At 44.6% G+C, this 21,150-nt stretch carries 20 protein-coding genes; 17 read left to right on the top strand and 3 right to left on the bottom strand.

Annotated features, from left to right (window positions below; all coding sequences use genetic code 11):
- On the top strand, nucleotides 1–495 hold a 495-nt coding region (gene spo0A / locus V7Z64_RS04575; RefSeq protein WP_334109478.1), incomplete at its 5' end, for a sporulation transcription factor Spo0A.
- Nucleotides 496–513: 18 nt separating this feature from the next.
- Here spo0A and V7Z64_RS04580 read toward each other — a convergent pair.
- Complete coding sequence (locus V7Z64_RS04580) at nucleotides 514–660, bottom strand: YycC family protein (protein WP_297990764.1); 147 nt, start codon at nucleotides 658–660, stop codon at nucleotides 514–516.
- A 55-nt stretch (nucleotides 661–715) separates the two neighbouring features.
- On the opposite strand from V7Z64_RS04580, the gene V7Z64_RS04585 reads away from it, so the two are divergent.
- Nucleotides 716–1,450 (top strand): glycerophosphodiester phosphodiesterase, encoded by a 735-nt coding sequence (locus V7Z64_RS04585; RefSeq protein ID WP_297990765.1) that lies wholly within the window; start codon nucleotides 716–718, stop codon nucleotides 1,448–1,450.
- On the opposite strand, the gene V7Z64_RS04590 is transcribed toward V7Z64_RS04585, so the two are convergent.
- A complete protein-coding gene (locus V7Z64_RS04590; RefSeq protein ID WP_297990766.1) occupies nucleotides 1,442–1,696 on the bottom strand; it encodes a DUF2627 domain-containing protein in 255 nt (84 codons plus the stop codon). The genes V7Z64_RS04585 and V7Z64_RS04590 overlap by 9 nt on opposite strands.
- 124 nt (nucleotides 1,697–1,820) lie before the next feature.
- On the opposite strand from V7Z64_RS04590, the gene V7Z64_RS04595 reads away from it, so the two are divergent.
- The 13 genes from V7Z64_RS04595 (at nucleotide 1,821) to V7Z64_RS04655 (ending at nucleotide 18,883) form a co-directional block, all read left to right on the top strand.
- The gene (locus V7Z64_RS04595; RefSeq protein WP_297990767.1) at nucleotides 1,821–3,887 is read left to right on the top strand and encodes a sigma 54-interacting transcriptional regulator; all 2,067 of its coding nucleotides are present in this window, start codon (nucleotides 1,821–1,823) and stop codon (nucleotides 3,885–3,887) included.
- 127 nt (nucleotides 3,888–4,014) lie between these two features.
- Nucleotides 4,015–4,917 carry a phosphate butyryltransferase gene (yqiS, locus tag V7Z64_RS04600; protein WP_297990768.1) on the top strand — a complete coding sequence of 301 codons (903 nt, stop codon included), beginning with the start codon at nucleotides 4,015–4,017 and terminating at the stop codon, nucleotides 4,915–4,917.
- A gap of 16 nt (nucleotides 4,918–4,933) precedes the next feature.
- A complete protein-coding gene (gene bcd / locus V7Z64_RS04605) occupies nucleotides 4,934–6,037 on the top strand; it encodes a branched-chain amino acid dehydrogenase (RefSeq protein WP_003394188.1) in 1,104 nt (367 codons plus the stop codon).
- A gap of 66 nt (nucleotides 6,038–6,103) precedes the next feature.
- On the top strand, nucleotides 6,104–7,204 hold the full coding sequence (gene buk / locus V7Z64_RS04610) for a butyrate kinase (protein WP_297990770.1): 1,101 nt from the start codon (nucleotides 6,104–6,106) through the stop codon (nucleotides 7,202–7,204).
- 12 nt (nucleotides 7,205–7,216) lie between these two features.
- Nucleotides 7,217–8,638: a dihydrolipoyl dehydrogenase gene (lpdA, locus tag V7Z64_RS04615; protein ID WP_297990771.1), complete on the top strand. Its 1,422-nt coding sequence runs from the start codon at nucleotides 7,217–7,219 to the stop codon at nucleotides 8,636–8,638.
- Nucleotides 8,639–8,652: 14 nt separating this feature from the next.
- Nucleotides 8,653–9,651, top strand: a complete 999-nt coding sequence (locus tag V7Z64_RS04620; RefSeq protein ID WP_003394191.1) for a thiamine pyrophosphate-dependent dehydrogenase E1 component subunit alpha — start codon at nucleotides 8,653–8,655, stop codon at nucleotides 9,649–9,651.
- 2 nt (nucleotides 9,652–9,653) lie between these two features.
- Nucleotides 9,654–10,637 carry an alpha-ketoacid dehydrogenase subunit beta gene (locus tag V7Z64_RS04625; RefSeq protein WP_003394199.1) on the top strand — a complete coding sequence of 328 codons (984 nt, stop codon included), beginning with the start codon at nucleotides 9,654–9,656 and terminating at the stop codon, nucleotides 10,635–10,637.
- Nucleotides 10,638–10,649: 12 nt separating this feature from the next.
- On the top strand, nucleotides 10,650–11,942 hold the full coding sequence (locus V7Z64_RS04630; protein WP_297990773.1) for a dihydrolipoamide acetyltransferase family protein: 1,293 nt from the start codon (nucleotides 10,650–10,652) through the stop codon (nucleotides 11,940–11,942).
- Nucleotides 11,943–12,097: 155 nt separating this feature from the next.
- The gene (locus V7Z64_RS04635; RefSeq protein ID WP_297990781.1) at nucleotides 12,098–14,089 is read left to right on the top strand and encodes a methylmalonyl-CoA mutase family protein; all 1,992 of its coding nucleotides are present in this window, start codon (nucleotides 12,098–12,100) and stop codon (nucleotides 14,087–14,089) included.
- The gene (scpA, locus tag V7Z64_RS04640; RefSeq protein ID WP_297990774.1) at nucleotides 14,067–16,256 is read left to right on the top strand and encodes a methylmalonyl-CoA mutase; all 2,190 of its coding nucleotides are present in this window, start codon (nucleotides 14,067–14,069) and stop codon (nucleotides 16,254–16,256) included. Before V7Z64_RS04635 ends, scpA begins: the two co-directional genes overlap by 23 nt.
- Nucleotides 16,253–17,326 (top strand): methylmalonyl Co-A mutase-associated GTPase MeaB, encoded by a 1,074-nt coding sequence (gene meaB / locus V7Z64_RS04645; protein ID WP_003394208.1) that lies wholly within the window; start codon nucleotides 16,253–16,255, stop codon nucleotides 17,324–17,326. Before scpA ends, meaB begins: the two co-directional genes overlap by 4 nt.
- Nucleotides 17,327–17,390: 64 nt before the next feature.
- Entirely contained in the window at nucleotides 17,391–18,329 is a 939-nt protein-coding gene (locus V7Z64_RS04650; RefSeq protein ID WP_297990782.1) for an aromatic acid exporter family protein, read from the top strand.
- A 50-nt stretch (nucleotides 18,330–18,379) separates the two neighbouring features.
- On the top strand, nucleotides 18,380–18,883 hold the full coding sequence (locus tag V7Z64_RS04655) for a L,D-transpeptidase (protein WP_219985002.1): 504 nt from the start codon (nucleotides 18,380–18,382) through the stop codon (nucleotides 18,881–18,883).
- Between the two features lie 30 nt (nucleotides 18,884–18,913).
- Here the strand turns inward: V7Z64_RS04655 and prli42 are convergent, their stop codons facing one another.
- Complete coding sequence (prli42, locus tag V7Z64_RS04660; protein WP_297990775.1) at nucleotides 18,914–19,009, bottom strand: stressosome-associated protein Prli42; 96 nt, start codon at nucleotides 19,007–19,009, stop codon at nucleotides 18,914–18,916.
- 144 nt (nucleotides 19,010–19,153) lie between these two features.
- Between prli42 and mce the strand changes: the two genes are divergently transcribed.
- Together mce and V7Z64_RS04670 are read left to right on the top strand one after the other, a co-directional pair.
- Nucleotides 19,154–19,567 carry a methylmalonyl-CoA epimerase gene (gene mce, locus V7Z64_RS04665; RefSeq protein ID WP_297990776.1) on the top strand — a complete coding sequence of 138 codons (414 nt, stop codon included), beginning with the start codon at nucleotides 19,154–19,156 and terminating at the stop codon, nucleotides 19,565–19,567.
- On the top strand, nucleotides 19,564–21,114 hold the full coding sequence (locus tag V7Z64_RS04670) for an acyl-CoA carboxylase subunit beta (protein WP_297990783.1): 1,551 nt from the start codon (nucleotides 19,564–19,566) through the stop codon (nucleotides 21,112–21,114). Before mce ends, V7Z64_RS04670 begins: the two co-directional genes overlap by 4 nt.
- Nucleotides 21,115–21,150 lie beyond the last annotated feature (36 nt).

Below are 21,150 nucleotides of genomic sequence, written 5' to 3' on the forward strand. Positions count from 1 at the left end.
GTTGAACTAGGCGCTTCTTACTTCATTTTAAAGCCGTTCGACATCGAACATTTAGTGAATCAAGTGCGCCAAGTATGCGGAAAAAAACCAGCTGTATTAAAGCGTCCACCGCTTCTTTCACCAATTCGCGACGGAAAACCGAAAAACTTAGATGCGAGCATTACAAACATCATTCACGAAATCGGTGTTCCTGCACATATTAAAGGGTATTTATATTTGCGTGAAGCGATTGCCATGGTGTATAACGACGTGGAATTGCTCGGATCGATTACGAAAGTACTTTATCCAGATATTGCAAAAAAATATAACACAACAGCTAGTCGCGTAGAGCGAGCGATTCGTCATGCGATTGAAGTCGCATGGAGTCGCGGTAATTTAGAGTCGATTTCGTCTTTATTTGGTCATACGGTCAGCATGTCAAAAGCAAAGCCGACAAACTCTGAGTTTATCGCGATGGTCGCTGATCGGTTAAGACTCGAACATAAGGCGAGCTAAAAAAAGGTAGTCGGATGGCTACCTTTTTTGTTGTTCGTTTTTTTCGATTTCGAGTAATTTTTGGATTAATACGTGTTGAGGCATGTGCATAATTTGTTCTATCGGCATATTTAACGCTTTAGATAGCTTTTTGGCTGTTTGCAACGAAATTTGTAACGGTCGCATAAGTGTCACCCCTTTCATATGTTAAGTATAAAACGTTTTTAAAGGTGGGAAAAGGATGGCGCATATTTTTGCTCATCGCGGCTCGGCAGGGACGCATCCGGAAAACACAATGGTATCTTTTATGGAAGCTGAGCGAGTGCAAGCAGACGGAATCGAACTTGACGTACAGCTTGCAAAAGACGGTGTTGTCGTTGTCATTCATGATGAAACGGTCAATCGCACGACAGACGGAACAGGATGGGTTGGGCAAATGACGTATCGTCAGTTGCGGAAATTAAACGCTAATTATAAATTTAAACAATACGGTTTTTGTCCGATTCCATCGCTACAAGAAGTGCTTGAGTGGGCGCAAGGTAATTCGTTGCTCATCAATATTGAATTAAAAAACAACCTCGTGTCTTATGAACGATTAGAAGAAAAAACGATCGAGCTCGTTGAACGATATCGTTTAGCGTCACGTGTCATTTTTTCTTCATTTAACCATGAAAGTATGGCGACATGCCGTACGTTAGCACCGCACATTGAAACGGCTCTACTATATATGGAAAAGCTACATCAACCGTGGAATTACGCCCATACTTTACGCGCTTTAGCGCTTCATCCGTACCATCCGACAGTTGATCGATCGTTCGTTGAAGCGGCCCACGCGAATGATTTGCTCGTGCGTCCTTTTACAATCAATAAAGAAGAATGGATGAAAAACATGTTTCAATATAAAGTGGATGGTATATTCACTGATTTTCCTGAAAAAGCGAAACATATACGTGAAAAAACGCTTCGATCACTCTGAATCGAAGCGTTTCTTTTTTTGAAAGCGAGCTTGTACTTTATTTCGCTTGCGATCGCGGTGTAAAATAAATCCCCCGATAAAACCGAGGCCAGCGATGAAGCAAATGAAACCGAGCAAAAACTGAACGACAAGCGATGGGATCGGTGTATGCAAAATGCCAAATACCGTATCACGCATCCATTTAATACCTAACGCCGCGATAAATCCAGGAATAAGTAAAATAAGTAAGGCGATCGTTCGTTGCATAAAACAAAACCCTTTCCATTCGTTCTGTTTTCATCATAAATGTTTTCGTTTGTTTGTCAAGAAAAGAAAAACAATGTATGATGAAAGCGTCTGCAAAAAATTGCAAACGAATAGGTGATGGGAAATGAAAAAAGTATTAATTGTTGGGGCAGGCAAAGGTGGAAGTGCACTATTAAAAATGTTTCATGAAACGAAATTGATGGATGTTGTAGCCGTTGTGGATCGAAATCATGATGCACCGGGAATAAGTATCGCGCGGGAGATGGGGATTCAAACGAGCAATAACTGGCGTGATGTGTTGACGGAACATATTGATATCATTGTCGAAGTAACAGGAGACGATCACGTGTTTACGGCGTTGCGCCAAGCTAGTTCTGCACATACGGTCGTCATTCCAGGTGACATCGCATATATTATTGCACAGCTCGTCGAAGAAAAAGAGCAATTGATCGCTACGTTGAAAACAGCGACAACAAAACATGACCTCATTTTTAACTCGACGCATGATGGAATGATCGTAATTGACGAACGCGGTTATGTGACGCATGTGAATCCGAGCGCAGAAAAAATGATAGGGAAAACGAAAAAAGAAGTGGTTGGTACTCATATTTTACATGTCATTCCAGCTAGCGGTTTGCCGCGCGTATTACAAACGAGGGAAGTAGAGTTAAACCAAGAACTGTTATTAGAAAATGGAAAAAAAATGATTACGACGCGTATTCCGCTTATAGATGAAAACGGAAAACTATTTGGTGCTTTCGCAGTATTTAAAGATATTACAGAAGTTGTTCATTTAGCAGAAGAGGTAACAAACTTAAAAGAAATTCGCACGATGTTAGAAGCGATTATTCATTCTTCAGAAGAAGCTATTTCGGTCGTTGACGAGCATGGTAACGGCATTTTAATTAATCCAGCGTACACGAAACTGACCGGTTTGTCAGAAGAAGAAGTGATCGGAAAACCAGCGACAGCGGACATTTCCGAAGGGGAAAGCATGCACATGAAAGTGTTGAAAACACGCCGACCAGTAAGGGGTGTACGCATGAAAGTCGGTCCAAAAAAACGTGATGTCGTCGTCAACGTCGCCCCAATTATTGTTGATGGGATGTTAAAAGGAAGTGTTGGCGTCATTCATGATGTATCAGAAATTGAGCAACTAACTTCTGAATTGCAACGTGCGCGCCAAATTATTCGCACATTGGAAGCGAAATATTCCTTCGATGACATTGTTGGCACGTCAGAGGAAATGATGTTAGCGATTGAACAAGCGAAATTAGCAGCGAAAACACCGGCAACCATTTTGCTTCGTGGCGAATCAGGGACAGGAAAAGAATTGTTCGCCCATGCCATTCATAATGCAAGCGATCGAAAATATCACAAATTCGTTCGTGTGAACTGTGCTGCCATCTCTGAATCGCTGCTTGAAAGTGAGTTGTTTGGTTATGAAGAAGGTGCATTTTCGGGGGCAAGACGCGGGGGAAAAAAAGGATTGTTTGAAGAAGCGAACAACGGAAGTATTTTTTTAGATGAAATAGGTGAATTATCTGCCAATATGCAAGCGAAATTGTTGCGTGTTTTGCAAGAAAAAGAAATTGTGCGCGTTGGTGGCACAAAGCCGATCCCGATTAATGTGCGTGTTATTGCTGCAACGAATGTTCATCTCGAAAAAGCGATTGCCGATGGAACGTTTCGTGAAGACTTATACTATCGGTTAAATCGCATGCCGATTCACATTCCTCCATTACGTGCGCGCAAACAAGATATTCCGGCGCTATGTGAGCGGCTCATACAAAAACTAAATCAAGATTATGGACGGAATGTGGAAGGAATTACGGATGATGCGCTAAATGACTTGCTTTCATACGATTGGCCAGGAAATGTACGGGAGTTAGAAAATGTGTTAGGACGGGCTATGATTTTTATGAAATACAATGAAATGTTCATTGAACGAAAACATATTTCGTTGTTGCATAAACCGAAAGAGCACGAACATCTTTCGTCTCCAGAATGGACGCATGAGCCTAAGCCGTTAGCGGAATTAGTTGAACAGTACGAAGCGAAAGTGATTGAAAAAGTTTTGCGTATATGTCAAGGAAATAAAACCGCTGCTGCTAAACAACTCGGCATTTCGATTCGAAATTTATATTACAAAATTGAAAAGTATGGACTTGACAAAAAAAGCATGCAATAATGTTCATAGTATGCAAAAAGTTGCAGTTAAAAAGAAATAAAATAAAGCGTTTTCAATACCAAAAAAGTTGGCACGATTTTTGCAATAATAAAAAGTGACGAAAAAATAAAGGGGTTGAGCAGATGAGATGAAGCTACAATCGTTGATCACCAAAGCAACCCAATTTCCTGAAGCGACTGTAGCTGTGGCGGCAGCTGAAGATCCGGAAGTGTTAAAGGCGGTCGCACAAGCTTTGCAAGCGGGATTCGGGCGATTCATTTTATATGGCGATGAGTCGGTTTTATCGCGCCTTGTTCCCGAGCATGTTCACGATGTACATCGCGATCATATTCGCATCGTCCATGCTTCGACAAAAGAAGAGGCAGCTCACATGGCCGTGAAAGCGGTACATGGAAAAGAAGCGAGCGTCCTAATGAAAGGGAACGTACCGACGGCAACCATTTTAAAAGCGGTATTAAACAAAGAGCATGGGCTTCGTACAGGCAATGTTTTGTCGCATGTCGCCCTATTTGATGTGCCACATTATGAACGACCTATTTTTGTTACCGATGCCGCAATGAACATTACGCCTGATTTGCAACAGAAAGTAGAAATTATTATGAATGCGGTACAAGTGGCGAAAGCAGTTGGAATCAGTCATCCAAAAGTTGCTCCGCTCGCCGCTGTTGAAGTCGTGAATCCGGCGATGCCGGCAACGATTGACGCTGCAGCTCTTTCGTTAATGAACCAACGTGGGCAATTGAAAGACTGCATCGTCGATGGTCCGCTCGCTTTAGATAATGCCATTTCCGTCGAGTCTGCCCAACATAAAGGCATTCAAAGTTCGGTGGCAGGACAGGCTGATATTTTAGTTGTGCCAAATATTGAAACAGGAAATGTGCTTTATAAATCGCTCGTATACTTTGCCCGCGCACAAGTTGGAGCGATTATCGCAGGCGCAAAAGCGCCAATCGTCTTAACTTCTCGTGCCGATTCAGCAGAGAGTAAGTTATATTCATTAGCGCTAGCAATTTGTGCGGCGAACAAATAACAAGGGGGAACGAAAGATGGAGATTTTTAAATATATGGAGCAGTACGATTACGAACAATTAGTGTTTTGCCAAGATAAAGAGTCAGGATTAAAAGCGATCATTGCGATTCATGATACAACGCTCGGTCCAGCGCTAGGCGGAACGCGCATGTGGATGTATGAATCAGAAGATGCGGCCATTGAAGATGCCCTTCGCTTAGCGCGTGGCATGACATATAAAAACGCTGCAGCTGGCTTGAATCTTGGCGGTGGAAAAGCGGTCATCATCGGGGATCCACGTAAAGACAAAAACGAAGCGATGTTTCGTGCATTCGGTCGCTTCATTCAAGGATTAAACGGTCGTTACATTACGGCAGAAGATGTTGGTACAACAGTTGCTGATATGGACATTATTTACGAAGAAACAGATTATGTGACAGGTATTTCACCAGCGTTCGGTTCTTCTGGAAATCCTTCTCCGGTTACGGCGTACGGTGTTTACCGTGGAATGAAAGCGGCGGCAAAAGAGGCGTTTGGTAGCGATTCGCTTGAAGGAAAAGTTGTCGCAGTACAAGGTGTCGGCAATGTGGCTTACAATTTATGTCGTCATCTTCATGAAGAAGGAGCCAAACTCATCGTTACAGATATTAATAAAGAAGCGGTGCAGCGCGTCGTCGAACAGTTTGGCGCAACAGCAGTCGACCCGAACGACATTTACGGGGTAGATTGCGACATTTTTGCCCCGTGTGCGCTCGGAGGAATCATTAACGATCAAACGATTCCACAATTAAAGGCAAAAGTGATTGCTGGCGCTGCGAACAACCAATTACGCGAAGCAAGACATGGAGACATCATTCATGAAATGGGTATCGTTTACGCGCCGGATTATGTCATTAATGCTGGTGGTGTCATTAACGTAGCAGATGAGTTATACGGATATAACCGCGAACGCGCAATGAAAAAAGTTGAACAAATTTACAACAACATCGAAAAAGTCATTGAAATTGCGAAGCGTGACGGCATTCCGACATATCAAGCCGCTGATCGTTTAGCTGAGGAGCGTATTGCAAAAATGCGTCAATCACGCAGCCAATTTTTACAAAACGGTCAGCACATTTTAAGCCGTCGCCGCACGCGCTAAAAACACGTAGCGAAGCGAGGACGGATCGTTCTCGCTTCGTCGATGATAAAAATGGAGGGTCAAACATTGCAAGAACATTCATTTCGCATCTTAGTCATTAATCCAGGATCGACGTCAACGAAAATCGGCGTCTTTGATAACGAGCGCTCCATTTTAGAGAAAACGATTCGACATGATACGGAAGCGTTGCGAGCGTATAAAAAAATTATCGACCAATATGAATTCCGAAAACAGACGATTTTAGAAACGCTCGATCATGAAGGGATCAACATTTCGAAACTTGATGCGGTATGCGGGCGCGGTGGCTTGCTCCGTCCGATTGAAGGTGGGACGTACGCCGTAAACGAAGCGATGTTGCAAGATTTAAAGCGCGGATACTCAGGCCAGCATGCTTCCAATCTTGGCGGTATTCTAGCGCACGAAATTGCTTCAGCATTAAATATACCGGCATTTATTGTTGACCCGGTCGTCGTCGATGAGCTTGATCCAATTGCCCGCATTTCTGGTTTTTCACTTATTGAACGCCGCAGCATTTTCCATGCGCTCAATCAAAAAGCTGTCGCTCGCCGCGTCGCCAAACAAATGGGAAAAGTGTATGAAGAAGTGAATTTAATCGTTGCGCATATGGGTGGAGGCATTACAGTTGGCGCACATAAACAAGGACGTGTTGTTGATGTAAACAACGGACTAGATGGAGAAGGACCGTTCAGCCCAGAGCGCGCTGGTACTGTACCGGCTGGTGACCTTGTCTCCCTCTGTTTTTCCGGTGAATATTATCGTGAAGAAATTATGCGCATGCTCGTTGGCGGCGGGGGGCTCGTTGGCTATTTAGGGACGAACGATGCGGTGAAAGTTGAAAAAATGATCGAAAATGGTGATGAGAAAGCGAAACTCATTTATAGCGCGATGGCATATCAAGTAGCGAAAGAAATTGGAGCTGCAAGCGCAGTGCTAGCTGGAAAAGTCGATGCCATTATTTTAACGGGCGGCTTAGCGTATGGAAAACAGTTTGTGAAAGAAATTGCGGATCGCGTGCAATGGATTGCCGATGTTATCGTGCAACCAGGGGAAAATGAATTGCAGGCGCTTGCTGAAGGGGCGCTTCGCGTATTGCGCGGAGAAGAAGAAGCGAAACAATATCCACAGGCGGTCAAAACAACGGTTTAAGGGGATGAAACGATGGCAAAAGAGTACGACGTAGTCATACTTGGGGGCGGAACGGGCGGATATGTCGCTGCGATTCGCGCTGCCCAACTCGGTTTAAAAACAGCAGTTGTAGAAAAAGGAAAGCTTGGTGGAACGTGTTTGCATGCTGGATGCATTCCGAGCAAAGCGTTGTTACGAAGTGCGGAAGTATATGCCCAGACGAAAGAAAGCGAAACGTTTGGTGTACTTGCTAGCGAGGTGCGTTTAGATTTTGCTAAAGTGCAAGCGCGCAAGCAAGCGATCATTGAGCAGTTGCATAAAGGCATTCGCATGTTGATGAAAAAAGGGAAAATCGATGTGTATGAAGGGACAGGACGCATTTTAGGCCCATCGATTTTTTCACCGATGCCAGGAACGATTTCAGTTGAGATGAATGATGGAACGGAAAATGAAATGCTTGTGCCGAAGTATGTTGTTATTGCAACAGGTTCCCGTCCACGTACGTTGCCTGGCTTAACCATTGACGGTCAATTCGTTATGACGTCAGATGAAGCGTTGCGTATGGAGACGTTGCCATCTTCTATCATCATCGTTGGTGGCGGTGTAATCGGAATCGAATGGGCGTCGATGTTGAACGATTTCGGTGTCGATGTGACGGTCATTGAATACGCGGATCGTATTTTGCCGACGGAAGATCGCGACGTATCAAAAGAGATCGAGAAAATATTAAAGCAGCGTGGTGTGCGCATTGTTACAAAAGCGAAAGTATTGCCTGACACACTCGTTGTTGAACATGGTGTAACTATTCAAGCCGAAATAAACGGGAAAAACGAAACGTTTACAGCTGAAAAAATGCTCGTTTCTGTCGGACGTCAAGCGAACGTTGAAGGCATCGGATTAGAAAATACTGATATTGTCATCGAAAAAGGATTTATTCAAACGAACGAGTATTATCAAACGAAAGAGAAACATATTTATGCGATTGGCGATGTCATTGGTGGGTTGCAGCTTGCCCATGTCGCTTCACATGAAGGAATCATCGCGGTCGAACACCTTGCTGGACATACCGTTCATCCGCTCAATTATGAGATGGTACCAAAATGCATTTACAGCCGTCCGGAAGCAGCGAGTGTTGGTTTAACAGAAGAAGAGGCGAAAGCGAAAGGATACGATGTGAAAGTTGGCAAATTCCCATTTAAAGCGATCGGAAAAGCGCTCGTATATGGGGAAGCTGACGGATTTGTAAAAATCATCGCTGATGCAAAAACAGACGATCTGTTAGGTGTGCATATGGTTGGTCCGCACGTCACAGATATGATTTCCGAAGCTGGATTAGCGCGCGTGCTTGATGCAACACCGTGGGAAATTGCCCACACGATTCATCCGCATCCGACGCTGTCAGAAGCGATGATGGAAGCAGCGCTGGCTGTCGACGGAAAAGCGATTCATTTTTAAAGGAGGAATGAATGATGGCGGAAAATCGTCATAAACAACTCGGTTTAAGCGATGAAACCGTTTTGCAAATGTATGAAACAATGGTATTAGCGCGTAAAATTGACGAACGGATGTGGCTACTAAACCGCGCAGGTAAAATTCCATTTGTCATTTCTTGTCAAGGACAAGAAGCGGCGCAAGTAGGAGCAGCGTTCGCTTTAGATCGCACGAAAGACTACGTATTGCCATATTACCGCGACATGGGCGTCGTCTTAACGTTCGGTATGACACCGACTGAATTGATGCTTTCGGCATTTGCAAAAGCGGAAGATCCAAACTCTGGCGGACGTCAAATGCCTGGGCATTTCGGGAAGAAGAAAAATCGAATTGTCACTGGTTCTTCTCCTGTGACAACGCAAGTGCCACATGCCGTTGGTATTGCGTTAGCGGCGAAAATGGAGAAGAAAGATTTCGTGTCGTTCGTGACATTTGGTGAAGGGTCGTCAAACCAAGGCGACTTCCATGAAGGAGCAAACTTTGCTGGCGTTCATAAGCTGCCTGTCATTTTCATGTGCGAAAACAATAAATACGCCATTTCGGTTCCAATCGAAAAACAACTCGCTTGTGAAAAAGTATCAGATCGTGCGATTGGTTATGGTATGCCGGGATATACAGTTGACGGTACGGATCCGCTCGAAGTATATCGCGTCGTGAAAGAAGCGGCAGACCGTGCGCGGCGCGGCGAAGGGCCAACGTTAATTGAAACGGTCGCTTATCGTCTAACCGCTCATTCATCAGACGATGATGATCGCGCGTATCGTACGCCAGAAGAAATTGCTGAAGCGAAAGCAAAAGATCCAATTTACTTATTTGCGAACTACTTAAAAGAAGTAGGCGTATTAACGGATGAACTGGAAAAAGAAATTCTCGATCGCGTCATGAAGCAAGTGAACGAAGCGACGGACTATGCGGAAAAAGCACCATATGCACAACCAGAGCATGCGTTGAAATACGTATACGCAGAGGAGGAATAAACATGCCTGTCATTTCATATATCGATGCGGTTACGATGGCGATTCGCGAAGAAATGGAACGTGACCCACGCGTATTCGTACTTGGGGAGGATGTTGGGAAAAAAGGTGGCGTATTTAAAGCGACGCAAGGACTGTATGATCAATTTGGCGAAGAGCGCGTCATCGATACGCCGCTTGCGGAATCTGCAATCGTTGGTGTTGGCATTGGCGCAGCTATGTACGGACTACGTCCAATTGCTGAAATTCAATTTGCTGATTTTATCATGCCGGCTGTAAACCAAATTATTTCGGAAGCGGCGCGCATCCGTTATCGTTCAAATAACGATTGGAATTGCCCGATTGTCATTCGTGCGCCGTACGGCGGTGGCGTTCACGGGGCGTTATACCATTCCCAATCTGTCGAAGCGATTTTTGCGAATCAGCCGGGACTAAAAATCGTCATGCCATCTACCCCATACGACGTGAAAGGATTATTAAAAGCGGCCATTCGCGATGAAGATCCGGTTTTATTTTTTGAACATAAGCGAGCATATCGTCTCATTAAAGGAGAAGTGCCGACAGACGATTATGTGCTGCCGATTGGTAAAGCAGATGTCAAACGTGAAGGAGAGGACATCACAGTCATTACGTACGGCTTATGCGTTCATTTCGCGCTACAAGCTGCTGAAAAATTGGCGCAAGAAGGCATTTCTGCACACATTTTAGATTTGCGTACCGTATATCCGCTCGATAAAGAGGCGATTATTGAGGCGGCAAGTAAAACAGGAAAAGTGTTACTTGTGACAGAAGACAACAAAGAAGGAAGCGTCATGAGCGAAGTTGCTGCCATCATTGCGGAACATTGCTTATTCGATTTAGACGCACCGATTATGAGACTAGCTGGTCCTGATGTTCCAGCTATGCCATATGCGCCAACGATGGAAAAATTCTTTATGGTCAATCCAGATAAAGTCGAAAAGGCAATGCGCGAATTGGCGCAGTTTTAAGGAGGAGTCACGATGGCGATTGAGAAAATTACAATGCCACAGCTTGGCGAAAGTGTAACGGAAGGAACGATTAGCCAATGGCTCGTATCTGTTGGCGATCGCGTCAATAAATACGATCCACTTGCTGAAGTGATGACAGACAAAGTAAACGCGGAAATCCCATCTTCATTTGCTGGTGTGATTAAAGAAATTATCGCAAAAGAAGGGGAAACGTTGCCGGTTGGTGCTGTCATTTGTACGATTGAAGTGGAAGGGCAAGCAGAGGAACAACCGGCGAGCGAACAACCATTGCCAGCGACGAATGAGCAAACGCATAAACAGCCGATGAAAAAGCAAGTTGGTGAGCGTGGACGCTATTCTCCAGCTGTGCTTCGTCTTGCGCAAGAACATCACATTGATTTAACGCAAGTAACAGGAACGGGTATGGGCGGCCGCATTACGCGCAAAGACTTGCTGAAACTCATTGAGTCTGGCAACGTACCAAAAGCAGAGGCACGAAATGAAGTTGTACAGCCAGTTCATGAAGTGGAAGTTTCGAAACAAGAAAACGCTCCGAAAGCGGAAGCACCAAAACAAGCCGCTGCGCCTAACGTACCGGTTCAACCGGGCGATATTGAAATTCCAGTTACATCGGTTCGGAAAGCGATTGCGACGAACATGCTTCGCAGCAAGCACGAAGCTCCACATGCATGGACGATGGTAGAAGTCGATGTCACTAACTTAGTTGCTTATCGCGATTCAATGAAAGACGAGTTTAAAAAGCGTGAAGGCTTTAACTTAACGTATTTTGCATTTTTTGTAAAAGCAGTCGCGCAAGCATTAAAAGAATTCCCACAAATGAACTCGATGTGGGCAGGAGATAAAATTGTTCAAAAGAAAGATATTAACATTTCGATTGCTGTAGCGACAGATGATGCTTTATTTGTACCAGTCATTAAACATGCTGATGAAAAATCGATTAAAGGTATTGCGCGTGAAATTGCTGAATTAGCAGCGAAAGTGCGGGCTGGTAAACTCCGCCCAGAAGATATGCAAGGCGGTACATTCACTGTCAACAACACAGGTTCGTTCGGTTCAGTGCAGTCGATGGGCATCATTAACTATCCGCAAGCAGCGATTTTGCAAGTGGAATCGATCGTCAAACGCCCTGTCGTGAAAGATGGTATGATCGCTATTCGCGACATGGTTAACCTTTGCTTATCGCTTGATCATCGCGTGCTCGACGGTTTAATTTGCGGTCGTTTCCTAGCGCGTGTCAAAGAAATTTTAGAGCGTGTAACAAAAGAAAATACGCCGATCTATTAATATCAAAAAAGAGGGTAACGGTTCGTTATCCTCTTTTTGATATTAACGATTTTTCTTTTCTTCCTTACACCGATATACTACAATAAAAATGTAACGAATATTTTCAAAAATATGAAAAGAAAGCGTTTTAAAAACAAAGGGGGATGGGTACTACAATGAAACAAATATCGTTTCCGATTCCGAGCTATGATGAATGGAAACAAGAAGTGGAGCGATCGTTAAAAGGGAAACCGATCGATCAACTATACTCCACGACATATGAGCATATTCAACTAAAACCGATTTACACACGTGCTGATTTAGAAGGGATGCATGTTGAACAGTACCCGGGCTTTCCTTCGTATGTGCGCGGGACAAAAGCAGAGGGGTACATAAAAAAAGGATGGGAAGTAAGCCAACAGTGCACAGCTTCGACACCTGAACGATGGAATGCGCTCATAAAACAGCAGCTTGAACGTGGGCAGACCGAAATTCATGTCGTATTGCTAAAGTTAAACTTTTCCATTCAAACGCTCGAACAAGTTGAAGCCATGTTTTCAAATATATGTTTAGAAGACTACTCTCTTCGAATGGATACAGGAGCATGTTCTCTACCGTTTTTTTCGCTATTTGTTGAGTATATAAAAAAAAGCGGACAACCGCTTAACCGCATAAGCGGAACGATTGGTATGGATCCACTTAGCACCCTTGCAATAACAGGAAAGCTTCCGGTGCCACTTGCTCATTTATACGATACAATGGCGAATGTGACGAAATGGGCAACAATGCACATGCCGCATGTGAAAACGATTATCGTCCATGCCGATCCGTATCATAACGGAGGGGGCAACGCCATTCAACAGCTTGCCTTTGCGTTTGCGACGGCCGTTGAATATATAAACGAATGTCTCGAACGCGGATTGACGATTGATGAAGTTGCGCAACGCATCGATTTTTCTTTCCCTGTCGGATCGCATTTCTTCATGGAGATTGCAAAGCTAAGGGCAGCGCGGCTCATTTGGACAAATATCGTGCAAGCATTTGGCGGGAGCGAACAATCACAAAAACTTTTTGTTCATGCATGCACATCGTATTTCACGAAGACGGTATACGATCCGTACGTGAACATGCTCCGTGCAACGACAGAAGCGTTTGCGGCGATCGTCGGTGGAGTAGACAGCCTTCACGTTTCCCCATTTAACGAACCGTTTGCAACAGAAGATGAATTGGCAGCGCGCATCGCTCGAAACACACAGCTCATTTTGCGGGAAGAAGCGCATATGGGGAAAGTGATCGATCCAGCAGGCGGTTCATATTACGTTGAAACGTTAACTGCGCAAGTTGCCGAACAGGCGTGGAAGCTATTCCAACAAATCGAGGCACAAGGCGGGATGACAAGCGCGCTTCAACGCGGATTCGTGCAAACGGAAATTGAAAACATCGCGAAACAACGCGAACAACATGTAAAAAAAAGAAAAGAAAAAATTGTCGGCACGAACGTATACGCAAATCTCGCAGAGCCGACAGCACCAAAGCATGTATATACCCCTTATGGAAAAACGCATATGTACGTAGATGTGAAAACAATGGAAGACGCGCTTGCACTCGTTCAACGTCGAGCGATCGCTCAACATGCTATAGATGAAAATGAAAGTCCGGCGATTACCGTTTCACCGATTCGCCAATGGCGTCTATCTGAGCCATTTGAACAACTTCGTCAAGCGTCTGAACGCCATGCAGAGAAAAACGGCAAGCGTCCAACTGTACATCTCGTCAATCTCGGGGCGATTCCAAAACATAAAGTACGCGCTGACTTTATTACCGGCTTTTTTGAAGCAGGTGGTTTTGCAGTCATAAAAAATGACGGCTATATGACGGTAGAGGAAGCGGTAAACGGAGTGCTGCAAACAAACGGAACGCATTATATCATTTGCGGGACAGATGATGATTATGTAGATGCCGTTCCGCATATTGTGCGTCAAGTAAAAATGGGAAAAACCGATGTTCGCATATATGTCGCAGGAAAACCGTCACCGGATGTTGAGGTAACGTTTACGGAAGCAGGCGTCGACGGGTATATTCATATCGGTTCAAATTGTTATGATACGATTTTGGCGTTTATGAAAGAGATGGGGGTGAACGTGGATGACGAAAGTACATTTTATTAATCGACCGCTACAATATGGAAAGCAAGTCGATGAACAAACGTGGAAAGAAGCGATCGAACGAAACGTACGGGCGACATTAGATGACCTCGTATTCCAAACGAATGAGCAAATTGCAATCAAGCCGCTATATACGAAAGAAGATATTGCGGATCTTGATTTTCTTGACTATATGCCAGGCATTCCACCGTATTTGCGCGGACCGTACCCGTCCATGTACGTGAACCGACCTTGGACGATCCGCCAATATGCCGGTTTTTCAACGGCTGAGGAAAGCAACGCGTTTTATCGCCGCAATTTAGCGATGGGGCAAAAAGGTCTTTCGGTGGCGTTTGACTTAGCAACGCACCGCGGCTACGATTCCGATCATCCGCGCGTCGTCGGCGATGTGGGAAAGGCAGGTGTTGCGATCGATTCTATATTAGATATGAAAACGTTGTTCGACGGTATTCCGCTTGATCAAATGTCCGTATCGATGACGATGAATGGAGCGGTATTGCCGATTATGGCGTTTTATATTGTGACGGCTGAAGAACAAGGAGTTAGACAAGAGCAGCTATCCGGAACGATTCAAAATGACATTTTAAAAGAATACATGGTTCGCAATACGTACATTTATCCACCGGATATGTCGATGCGCATCATTGCTGATATTTTTGCGTATACGTCAAAACATATGCCGAAGTTCAACAGCATTAGCATTTCTGGATACCATATGCAAGAAGCGGGTGCGCCGGCGGACATTGAGCTCGCTTACACGCTCGCTGACGGGCTGGAATATGTGCGCACAGGCTTAAAAGCAGGCATCGATATTGATTCGTTTGCTCCGCGCCTGTCGTTTTTCTGGGCGATCGGTATGAACTATTTTATGGAAGTAGCAAAAATGCGTGCAGCGCGCGTCATTTGGGCGAAAATGATGAAAACGTTTCATCCGAAAAATCCAAAATCGCTCGCTCTTCGGACGCATTCGCAAACGTCTGGCTGGAGCTTAACGGAGCAAGATCCGTTTAACAACGTTGTGCGCACATGTTTAGAAGCTCATGCGGCGGCGATGGGACATACGCAGTCGCTTCATACGAACGCGCTTGACGAGGCGATTGCATTACCGACAGATTTTTCAGCGCGTATCGCTCGCAACACGCAGCTTTATTTACAAGAGGAAACAGGCATTTGCCAAGTCATTGACCCATGGGCAGGCTCGTATTATGTGGAAACGTTGACGAATGAGTTGATGAAGCGCGCATGGGCGCACATTGAGGAAATCGAAAGCTTAGGGGGCATGGCGAAAGCGATTGAAACAGGATTGCCAAAAATGCGTATTGAAGAAGCGGCAGCAAGACGGCAAGCGAGAATTGATTCCGGGACAGAAACGATCATCGGAGTGAATAAATATCGTCCGGAAAAAGAAGCGCCGATTGACATTTTAGAAGTCGATAATACAGCTGTTCGGGAACGGCAAATTGAAAAGCTAAAACAATTGCGCGCATCGCGTGATGAAGGGCGTGTCCAACAAGCGTTGCAAGCGATTACGAAAGCAGCGGAAACAGGCGAAGGAAACTTGCTTGAACTAGCGATCGAGGCAGCGCGTGCCCGCGCTACGTTAGGTGAAATTTCAGATGCGATCGAAAAAGTAGCAGGGCGACATCGAGCGGTTATTCGCTCCGTAAGCGGCGTATATAGCGCGGAGTTTGCGAACGAGGAAGAAATTGCACGCGTCAAAAAAATGACCGATGAATTTTATGAATTAGAAGGAAGACGTCCGCGTATTTTAATTGCGAAAATGGGACAAGATGGCCATGACCGCGGTGCTAAAGTCATTGCAACCGCCTTTGCAGATTTAGGATTTGACGTCGATATTGGCCCGCTCTTTCAAACACCGGAAGAGACGGCGCGACAAGCAGTTGAAAACGATGTGCACGTCGTTGGAATGAGCTCTCTTGCAGCAGGACATAAAACATTATTGCCGCAGCTCGTTGAGGAGTTGCGAAAACTTGGACGTGAAGATATTATTGTCGTCGTTGGTGGTGTCATTCCACCACAAGACTATGAATTTTTATATGAGCATGGAGCTGCAGCCATTTTTGGACCAGGTACCATTATTCCGGTTGCTGCCCAAAAAGTGTTGCAGGAAATTTATAAACGACTCGGTTATGAGGAAGTGAGCGAATGAGCGAGGAACGAACATCCAGACGAGAACGGACCGATGACCGACAAGCATGTATGAAAGAGGGAGATCACGGGAGACGATGGGTGAAACGAAAAGAACGATCGGTTGAGGAATATGTGACAGGTGTATTAAACAACGACCGTACCATTTTAGCGCAAGCGATCACCCTCATTGAAAGTCATGCTGCTAAACATACAGAAAAGGCTCAGCGCATATTGCATGAACTTCTCCCGCATGTAGGACAGTCGATTCGCATTGGGATTACCGGCGTTCCAGGTGCGGGAAAAAGCACGTTTATCGAAGCATTTGGACAATTTTTATGCGACAAAGGTCACCGTGTTGCAGTGTTAGCAGTCGATCCGAGCAGCTCCCTGACAGGAGGGAGCATTCTTGGCGATAAAACGCGGATGGAAAATTTAGCGCGCCATCCGCGTGCGTTCATTCGCCCGTCGCCATCTGGGGGAACGCTCGGAGGTGTGCATCGAAAAACGCGCGAGACGATGTTGCTTTGTGAAGCGGCAGGCTATGACATTATCATTGTTGAGACGGTCGGTGTTGGACAAAGTGAAGTTGCAGTGCGTGGCATGGTTGATTTTTTCCTATTGCTCGCTTTAACGGGCGCTGGTGATGAATTACAAGGAATGAAAAAAGGAATGATGGAGCTTGTCGACGCCATTGTGATTAATAAAGCAGATGGAGATAATAAAGCAAAAGCGGAGCTAGCGAAAGAAGAATATAACCAAATTTTACATTACTTACGTCATGCGACGAAAGGATGGGAAACGAAAGCATATACATGTTCTTCGCTCTATGGCGAAGGAATTGAGCAAATTTGGGAAGCGATTGAACAGTTTGTGCGGACGACAAAACAGTCTGGCGTGTTTGCCGAAAGAAGAAAAGAACAGATGAAAGATTGGTTGCATACGATGATCAAAGATTATCTACACATTCGCTTTTTTCATCATCCTGCTGTTCAACAGCAGCTACCGAATATTGAACAAGAAGTGATGGAAGGAAAGCAACCAGTTACGATGGCTGCTCAACAACTCATTCGCCTATATGAACAAACGTAAAAGGTGTCCGTGATGGGCACTTTTTATGTGGAATGTGTTATAATGGGGGCGGAGTGTGATATATATGTTAAAAATTGGATACAGAACAACGAAAACAGCTATTGGAACAGCAGCTGCAATTGCTATTGCTCAGTCGTTGCACCTTGAGAATTTCGCTTCCGCTGGTATCATTACGCTGCTTTGTATCCAAGTGACGAAAAAAAAGTCGCTACAAACAGCGCGTGCTCGCTTGATCGCATGTTTCATCGGATTGCTGTTTTCGTTTTTGTTTTTTGAAGGACTTGGTTATCATCCGCTCTCTATTGCTTTATTGCTTTTATTTTTTATTCCAACGACCGTCTCATGGAAAGTGACTGAAGGAATTGCGACGAGTGCAGTTATTATTTTGCACGTATATATGGCTAAAGCGATGACATGGCAACTTTTATATAATGAACTAATGCTCATTGTTATTGGCATTGGCATCGCACTACTTGTGAATATGTACATGCCAAGTGTCGAAAAAGATTTAAAAGAGTATCAACGCATTGTAGAAGATTTATTCCGTATCATTTTTAAAGAAATTGTCCATTATTTACGTACGAATGAAAGCTTATGGGACGGAAAAGAAATTGCGTTAGTGGGCGATACGTTAAAGCAGGCGAAGGCGCTTGCGTTGCAAAATATCGAAAATCATTTTTTGCGCAATGAAGATTATTATTATCGGTATTTTCGAATGCGCGAGAAACAGTTTGAAATTATTGAGCGCATGTTGCCGCTTATTAGCTCAATGACGTACACGGTCGAACAGCGCAATATGATTGCCGATTTTATTGATGAACTAAGCGATGCAATTCACCCGGGAAATACAGCTGAACGTTTTATTCAGCAGCTAGAAGCGATGAAGAAACAGTTTCAACAAATGCCGCTTCCAAAAACGCGTGAAGAATTTGAAGAACGGGCTGCCCTTTTACATTTTGTAAAAGAAATGGAGCAATATTTAATCATTAAAAGTCAATTATGACGGTATGACTCCCCTTTTTTGATGCAAAATAATTGAAAAAGGGTGAGATCATGCCGATTTTGTTTGCTTTACTTCTCCTTATTTCGCCACTTTGGCCGCTTGGAGACAATCCGCGCGTTGGTGATCCGATGATTATTGTCAACAAACAAACGAACAAACTTGCTTTTATTCGTAACGGGAAAATTGAGCGCATATATCCGGTAGCGACAGGAAAGACGAATGCGCTCACACCAGAAGGATTATTTACGGTTACGGTAAAGGCGGTAAATCCGTACTATCGAAAAAAAAACATTCCGGGAGGGGCACCGAATAACCCACTTGGCACGCGATGGATTGGGTTTGATGCGCGTGGGACGGACGGCCGAACATACGGCATTCATGGGACGAATCGGCCGTCATCGATTGGAAAGTATATTACAGAAGGATGTGTACGTATGCATAATCGAGATGTCGAAGCGCTATACCTAAACGTTCCGCTCGGCACGAAGGTCGCGATCGTGAAAACAAGTGAATCATTTCAACAGCTCGGTAAGAAGTATGGGGCACTTAAGTAGAACAAGCTGGCCGAAAATGGTCAGCTTGTTCTATATCCACATGCTTAATCCTGCAAGTAACGATGTTAAAATCATCGAACCGAGCATTAAATAAACGACAATTTTTTGCACTTTTTTTGAATGCATTTTTTTCACCTCTTGTTTCTTATTGTACAAACATGTTGTTTAACAAACAAGCACGAAAACATGCGAAAAAAGAAGGAAAAACGAAAAAAGTTGTCGAAATATTAGGGTGGTTTTCAACGGAAAACAACAAAGGGGTTGGGGTTTATGGAAGTAAAAAAGGTCGATCATATTGGTATTGCTGTGAGGTCATTAGATGAGGCGTTGCCGTTTTATACGGATACGCTCGGGTTGCCTTGCGTCGGCATTGAAACAGTCGAATCGGAACAAGTGAGGGTCGCATTTTTAAAAGTTGGCGACGTGAAAATTGAGCTGCTTGAGCCGCTTTCTGAACATAGTCCAATTGCTTCTTTTATTGAAAAAAGAGGGGAAGGTATTCATCATGTCGCGCTCGGTGTTGATCATATTGAACAGCGTATTCATGAATTAAAAAACGATGGCATTCGCATGATTCATGAGCAACCAAAACGCGGAGCGGGAGGGGCGCTTATCGCCTTCATGCATCCAAAGTCCGCTCACGGAGTGTTGTACGAGCTTTGTGAAAGAGGGGGCGGGCAATAATGGATATGTATGATAAAATTAATGAGCTATATGACCGCCGACGTGAAATTGAACTCGGTGGCGGCGACGATAAAATCGCCAAGCAGCACGCGAAAGGGAAATTAACAGCAAGGGAGCGCATCGATCTCTTATTGGATGAAGGAACGTTCGTTGAATTAAATCCGTTTATCGAGCATCGTTGCACGGATTTCGGATTAGCCGGGAAAAAGGGACCAGGTGACGGCGTTGTCACAGGATACGGAAAAATAGATGGGCGAACGGTATTTGTGTTTTCGCAAGATTTTACCGTGTTTGGTGGCGCGCTTGGAGAAATGCACGCAAAAAAAATTGCGAACATTATGGATTTAGCGGCGAAAACAGGCGCCCCCATTATCGGATTAAACGATTCTGGTGGTGCGCGCATTCAAGAAGGGGTATTGTCGCTCGATGGCTATGGTCACATTTTCTACCGCAATGCCATTTATTCCGGTGTTGTTCCACAAATTTCGGTCATTATGGGTCCGTGCGCAGGCGGTGCTGTCTATTCACCAGCGATCACTGATTTTGTATTCATGGTCGAAAAAACGAGCCAAATGTTTATCACTGGACCGAAAGTCATTGAAACAGTAACAGGAGAAAAAATTAGCGCTGAAGATTTAGGTGGTGCGCGCGTACATAATACCATTAGCGGGAACGCTCATTTTTCAGGTGCGACGGAAGAAGACGTACTTGCCCAAGTGCGCAGACTGTTAAGTTATCTCCCACAAAATTGCCAAGAAAAACCACCGTCCGTTCCTGTCGTCAATGATGATGACGATCGTCCAGATTTAGCTGACGCGATTCCGATTGATGCAGTTAGACCATATGATGTGCGCAACGTCGTGCTACAAGTCGTTGATGAAGGATCGTTTATGGAAGTGCAAAAAGACTTTGCGAAAAACATCGTTGTTGGTTTTGCCCGCGTAAAAGGGGAAGTGATCGGGCTTGTATGTAATCAGCCGAAGTTTATGGCGGGCGGACTAGATATCGACTCGTCCGATAAAGCAGCACGATTTATTCGTTTTTGCGACTCGTTTAACATTCCGATTGTTACGTTTGAAGACGTGACGGGCTTTTTCCCTGGTGTTAAACAAGAACACGGTGGCATCATTCGTCACGGGGCGAAAATTTTATATGCGTATTCTGAGGCAACGGTGCCGAAAATTACGGTCATTTTACGAAAAGCTTATGGTGGGGCATATGTCGCATTAAATAGCAAATCAATCGGGGCAGATGTCGTATACGCATGGCCAAATGCAGAAATTGCTGTGATGGGGCCACAAGGGGCAGCGAACATTATTTTCGCTAGTGAAATCGAAAACAGCCCGAATCCAGAAGAGACACGGGCGCAAAAAATCGAAGAATATCGCGACAAGTTCGCCAATCCGTATGTCGCAGCGAAATACGGGATGGTCGATGATGTCATTGACCCGCGCGACACGAGAATTAAGCTCATTCAAGCGCTCGATATGCTTCGCCATAAACATGAAGAACGTCCGAAAAAGAAACATGGGAATATTCCGTTATAAATTATACCGCCATATTTTTGGCGGTATATATGTTTT

Origin of the sequence: Anoxybacillus sp. (genome assembly GCF_036834105.1) — a bacterium.
Lineage (GTDB): Bacteria > Bacillota > Bacilli > Bacillales > Anoxybacillaceae > Anoxybacillus.

Coding starts and splice junctions, on each gene's coding strand:
- V7Z64_RS04590 (WP_297990766.1), bottom strand. CDS start 1,696: ATGCAACGAACGATCGCCTTACTTATTTTACTTATTCCTGGATTTATC.
- bcd (WP_003394188.1), top strand. CDS start 4,934: ATGGAGATTTTTAAATATATGGAGCAGTACGATTACGAACAATTAGTG.
- V7Z64_RS04650 (WP_297990782.1), top strand. CDS start 17,391: ATGTTAAAAATTGGATACAGAACAACGAAAACAGCTATTGGAACAGCA.
- V7Z64_RS04635 (WP_297990781.1), top strand. CDS start 12,098: ATGAAACAAATATCGTTTCCGATTCCGAGCTATGATGAATGGAAACAA.
- V7Z64_RS04620 (WP_003394191.1), top strand. CDS start 8,653: ATGGCGGAAAATCGTCATAAACAACTCGGTTTAAGCGATGAAACCGTT.
- meaB (WP_003394208.1), top strand. CDS start 16,253: ATGAGCGAGGAACGAACATCCAGACGAGAACGGACCGATGACCGACAA.
- V7Z64_RS04630 (WP_297990773.1), top strand. CDS start 10,650: ATGGCGATTGAGAAAATTACAATGCCACAGCTTGGCGAAAGTGTAACG.
- scpA (WP_297990774.1), top strand. CDS start 14,067: ATGACGAAAGTACATTTTATTAATCGACCGCTACAATATGGAAAGCAA.
- prli42 (WP_297990775.1), bottom strand. CDS start 19,009: ATGCATTCAAAAAAAGTGCAAAAAATTGTCGTTTATTTAATGCTCGGT.
- V7Z64_RS04580 (WP_297990764.1), bottom strand. CDS start 660: ATGCGACCGTTACAAATTTCGTTGCAAACAGCCAAAAAGCTATCTAAA.
- lpdA (WP_297990771.1), top strand. CDS start 7,217: ATGGCAAAAGAGTACGACGTAGTCATACTTGGGGGCGGAACGGGCGGA.
- V7Z64_RS04655 (WP_219985002.1), top strand. CDS start 18,380: ATGCCGATTTTGTTTGCTTTACTTCTCCTTATTTCGCCACTTTGGCCG.
- yqiS (WP_297990768.1), top strand. CDS start 4,015: ATGAAGCTACAATCGTTGATCACCAAAGCAACCCAATTTCCTGAAGCG.
- mce (WP_297990776.1), top strand. CDS start 19,154: ATGGAAGTAAAAAAGGTCGATCATATTGGTATTGCTGTGAGGTCATTA.
- V7Z64_RS04585 (WP_297990765.1), top strand. CDS start 716: ATGGCGCATATTTTTGCTCATCGCGGCTCGGCAGGGACGCATCCGGAA.
- V7Z64_RS04595 (WP_297990767.1), top strand. CDS start 1,821: ATGAAAAAAGTATTAATTGTTGGGGCAGGCAAAGGTGGAAGTGCACTA.
- V7Z64_RS04625 (WP_003394199.1), top strand. CDS start 9,654: ATGCCTGTCATTTCATATATCGATGCGGTTACGATGGCGATTCGCGAA.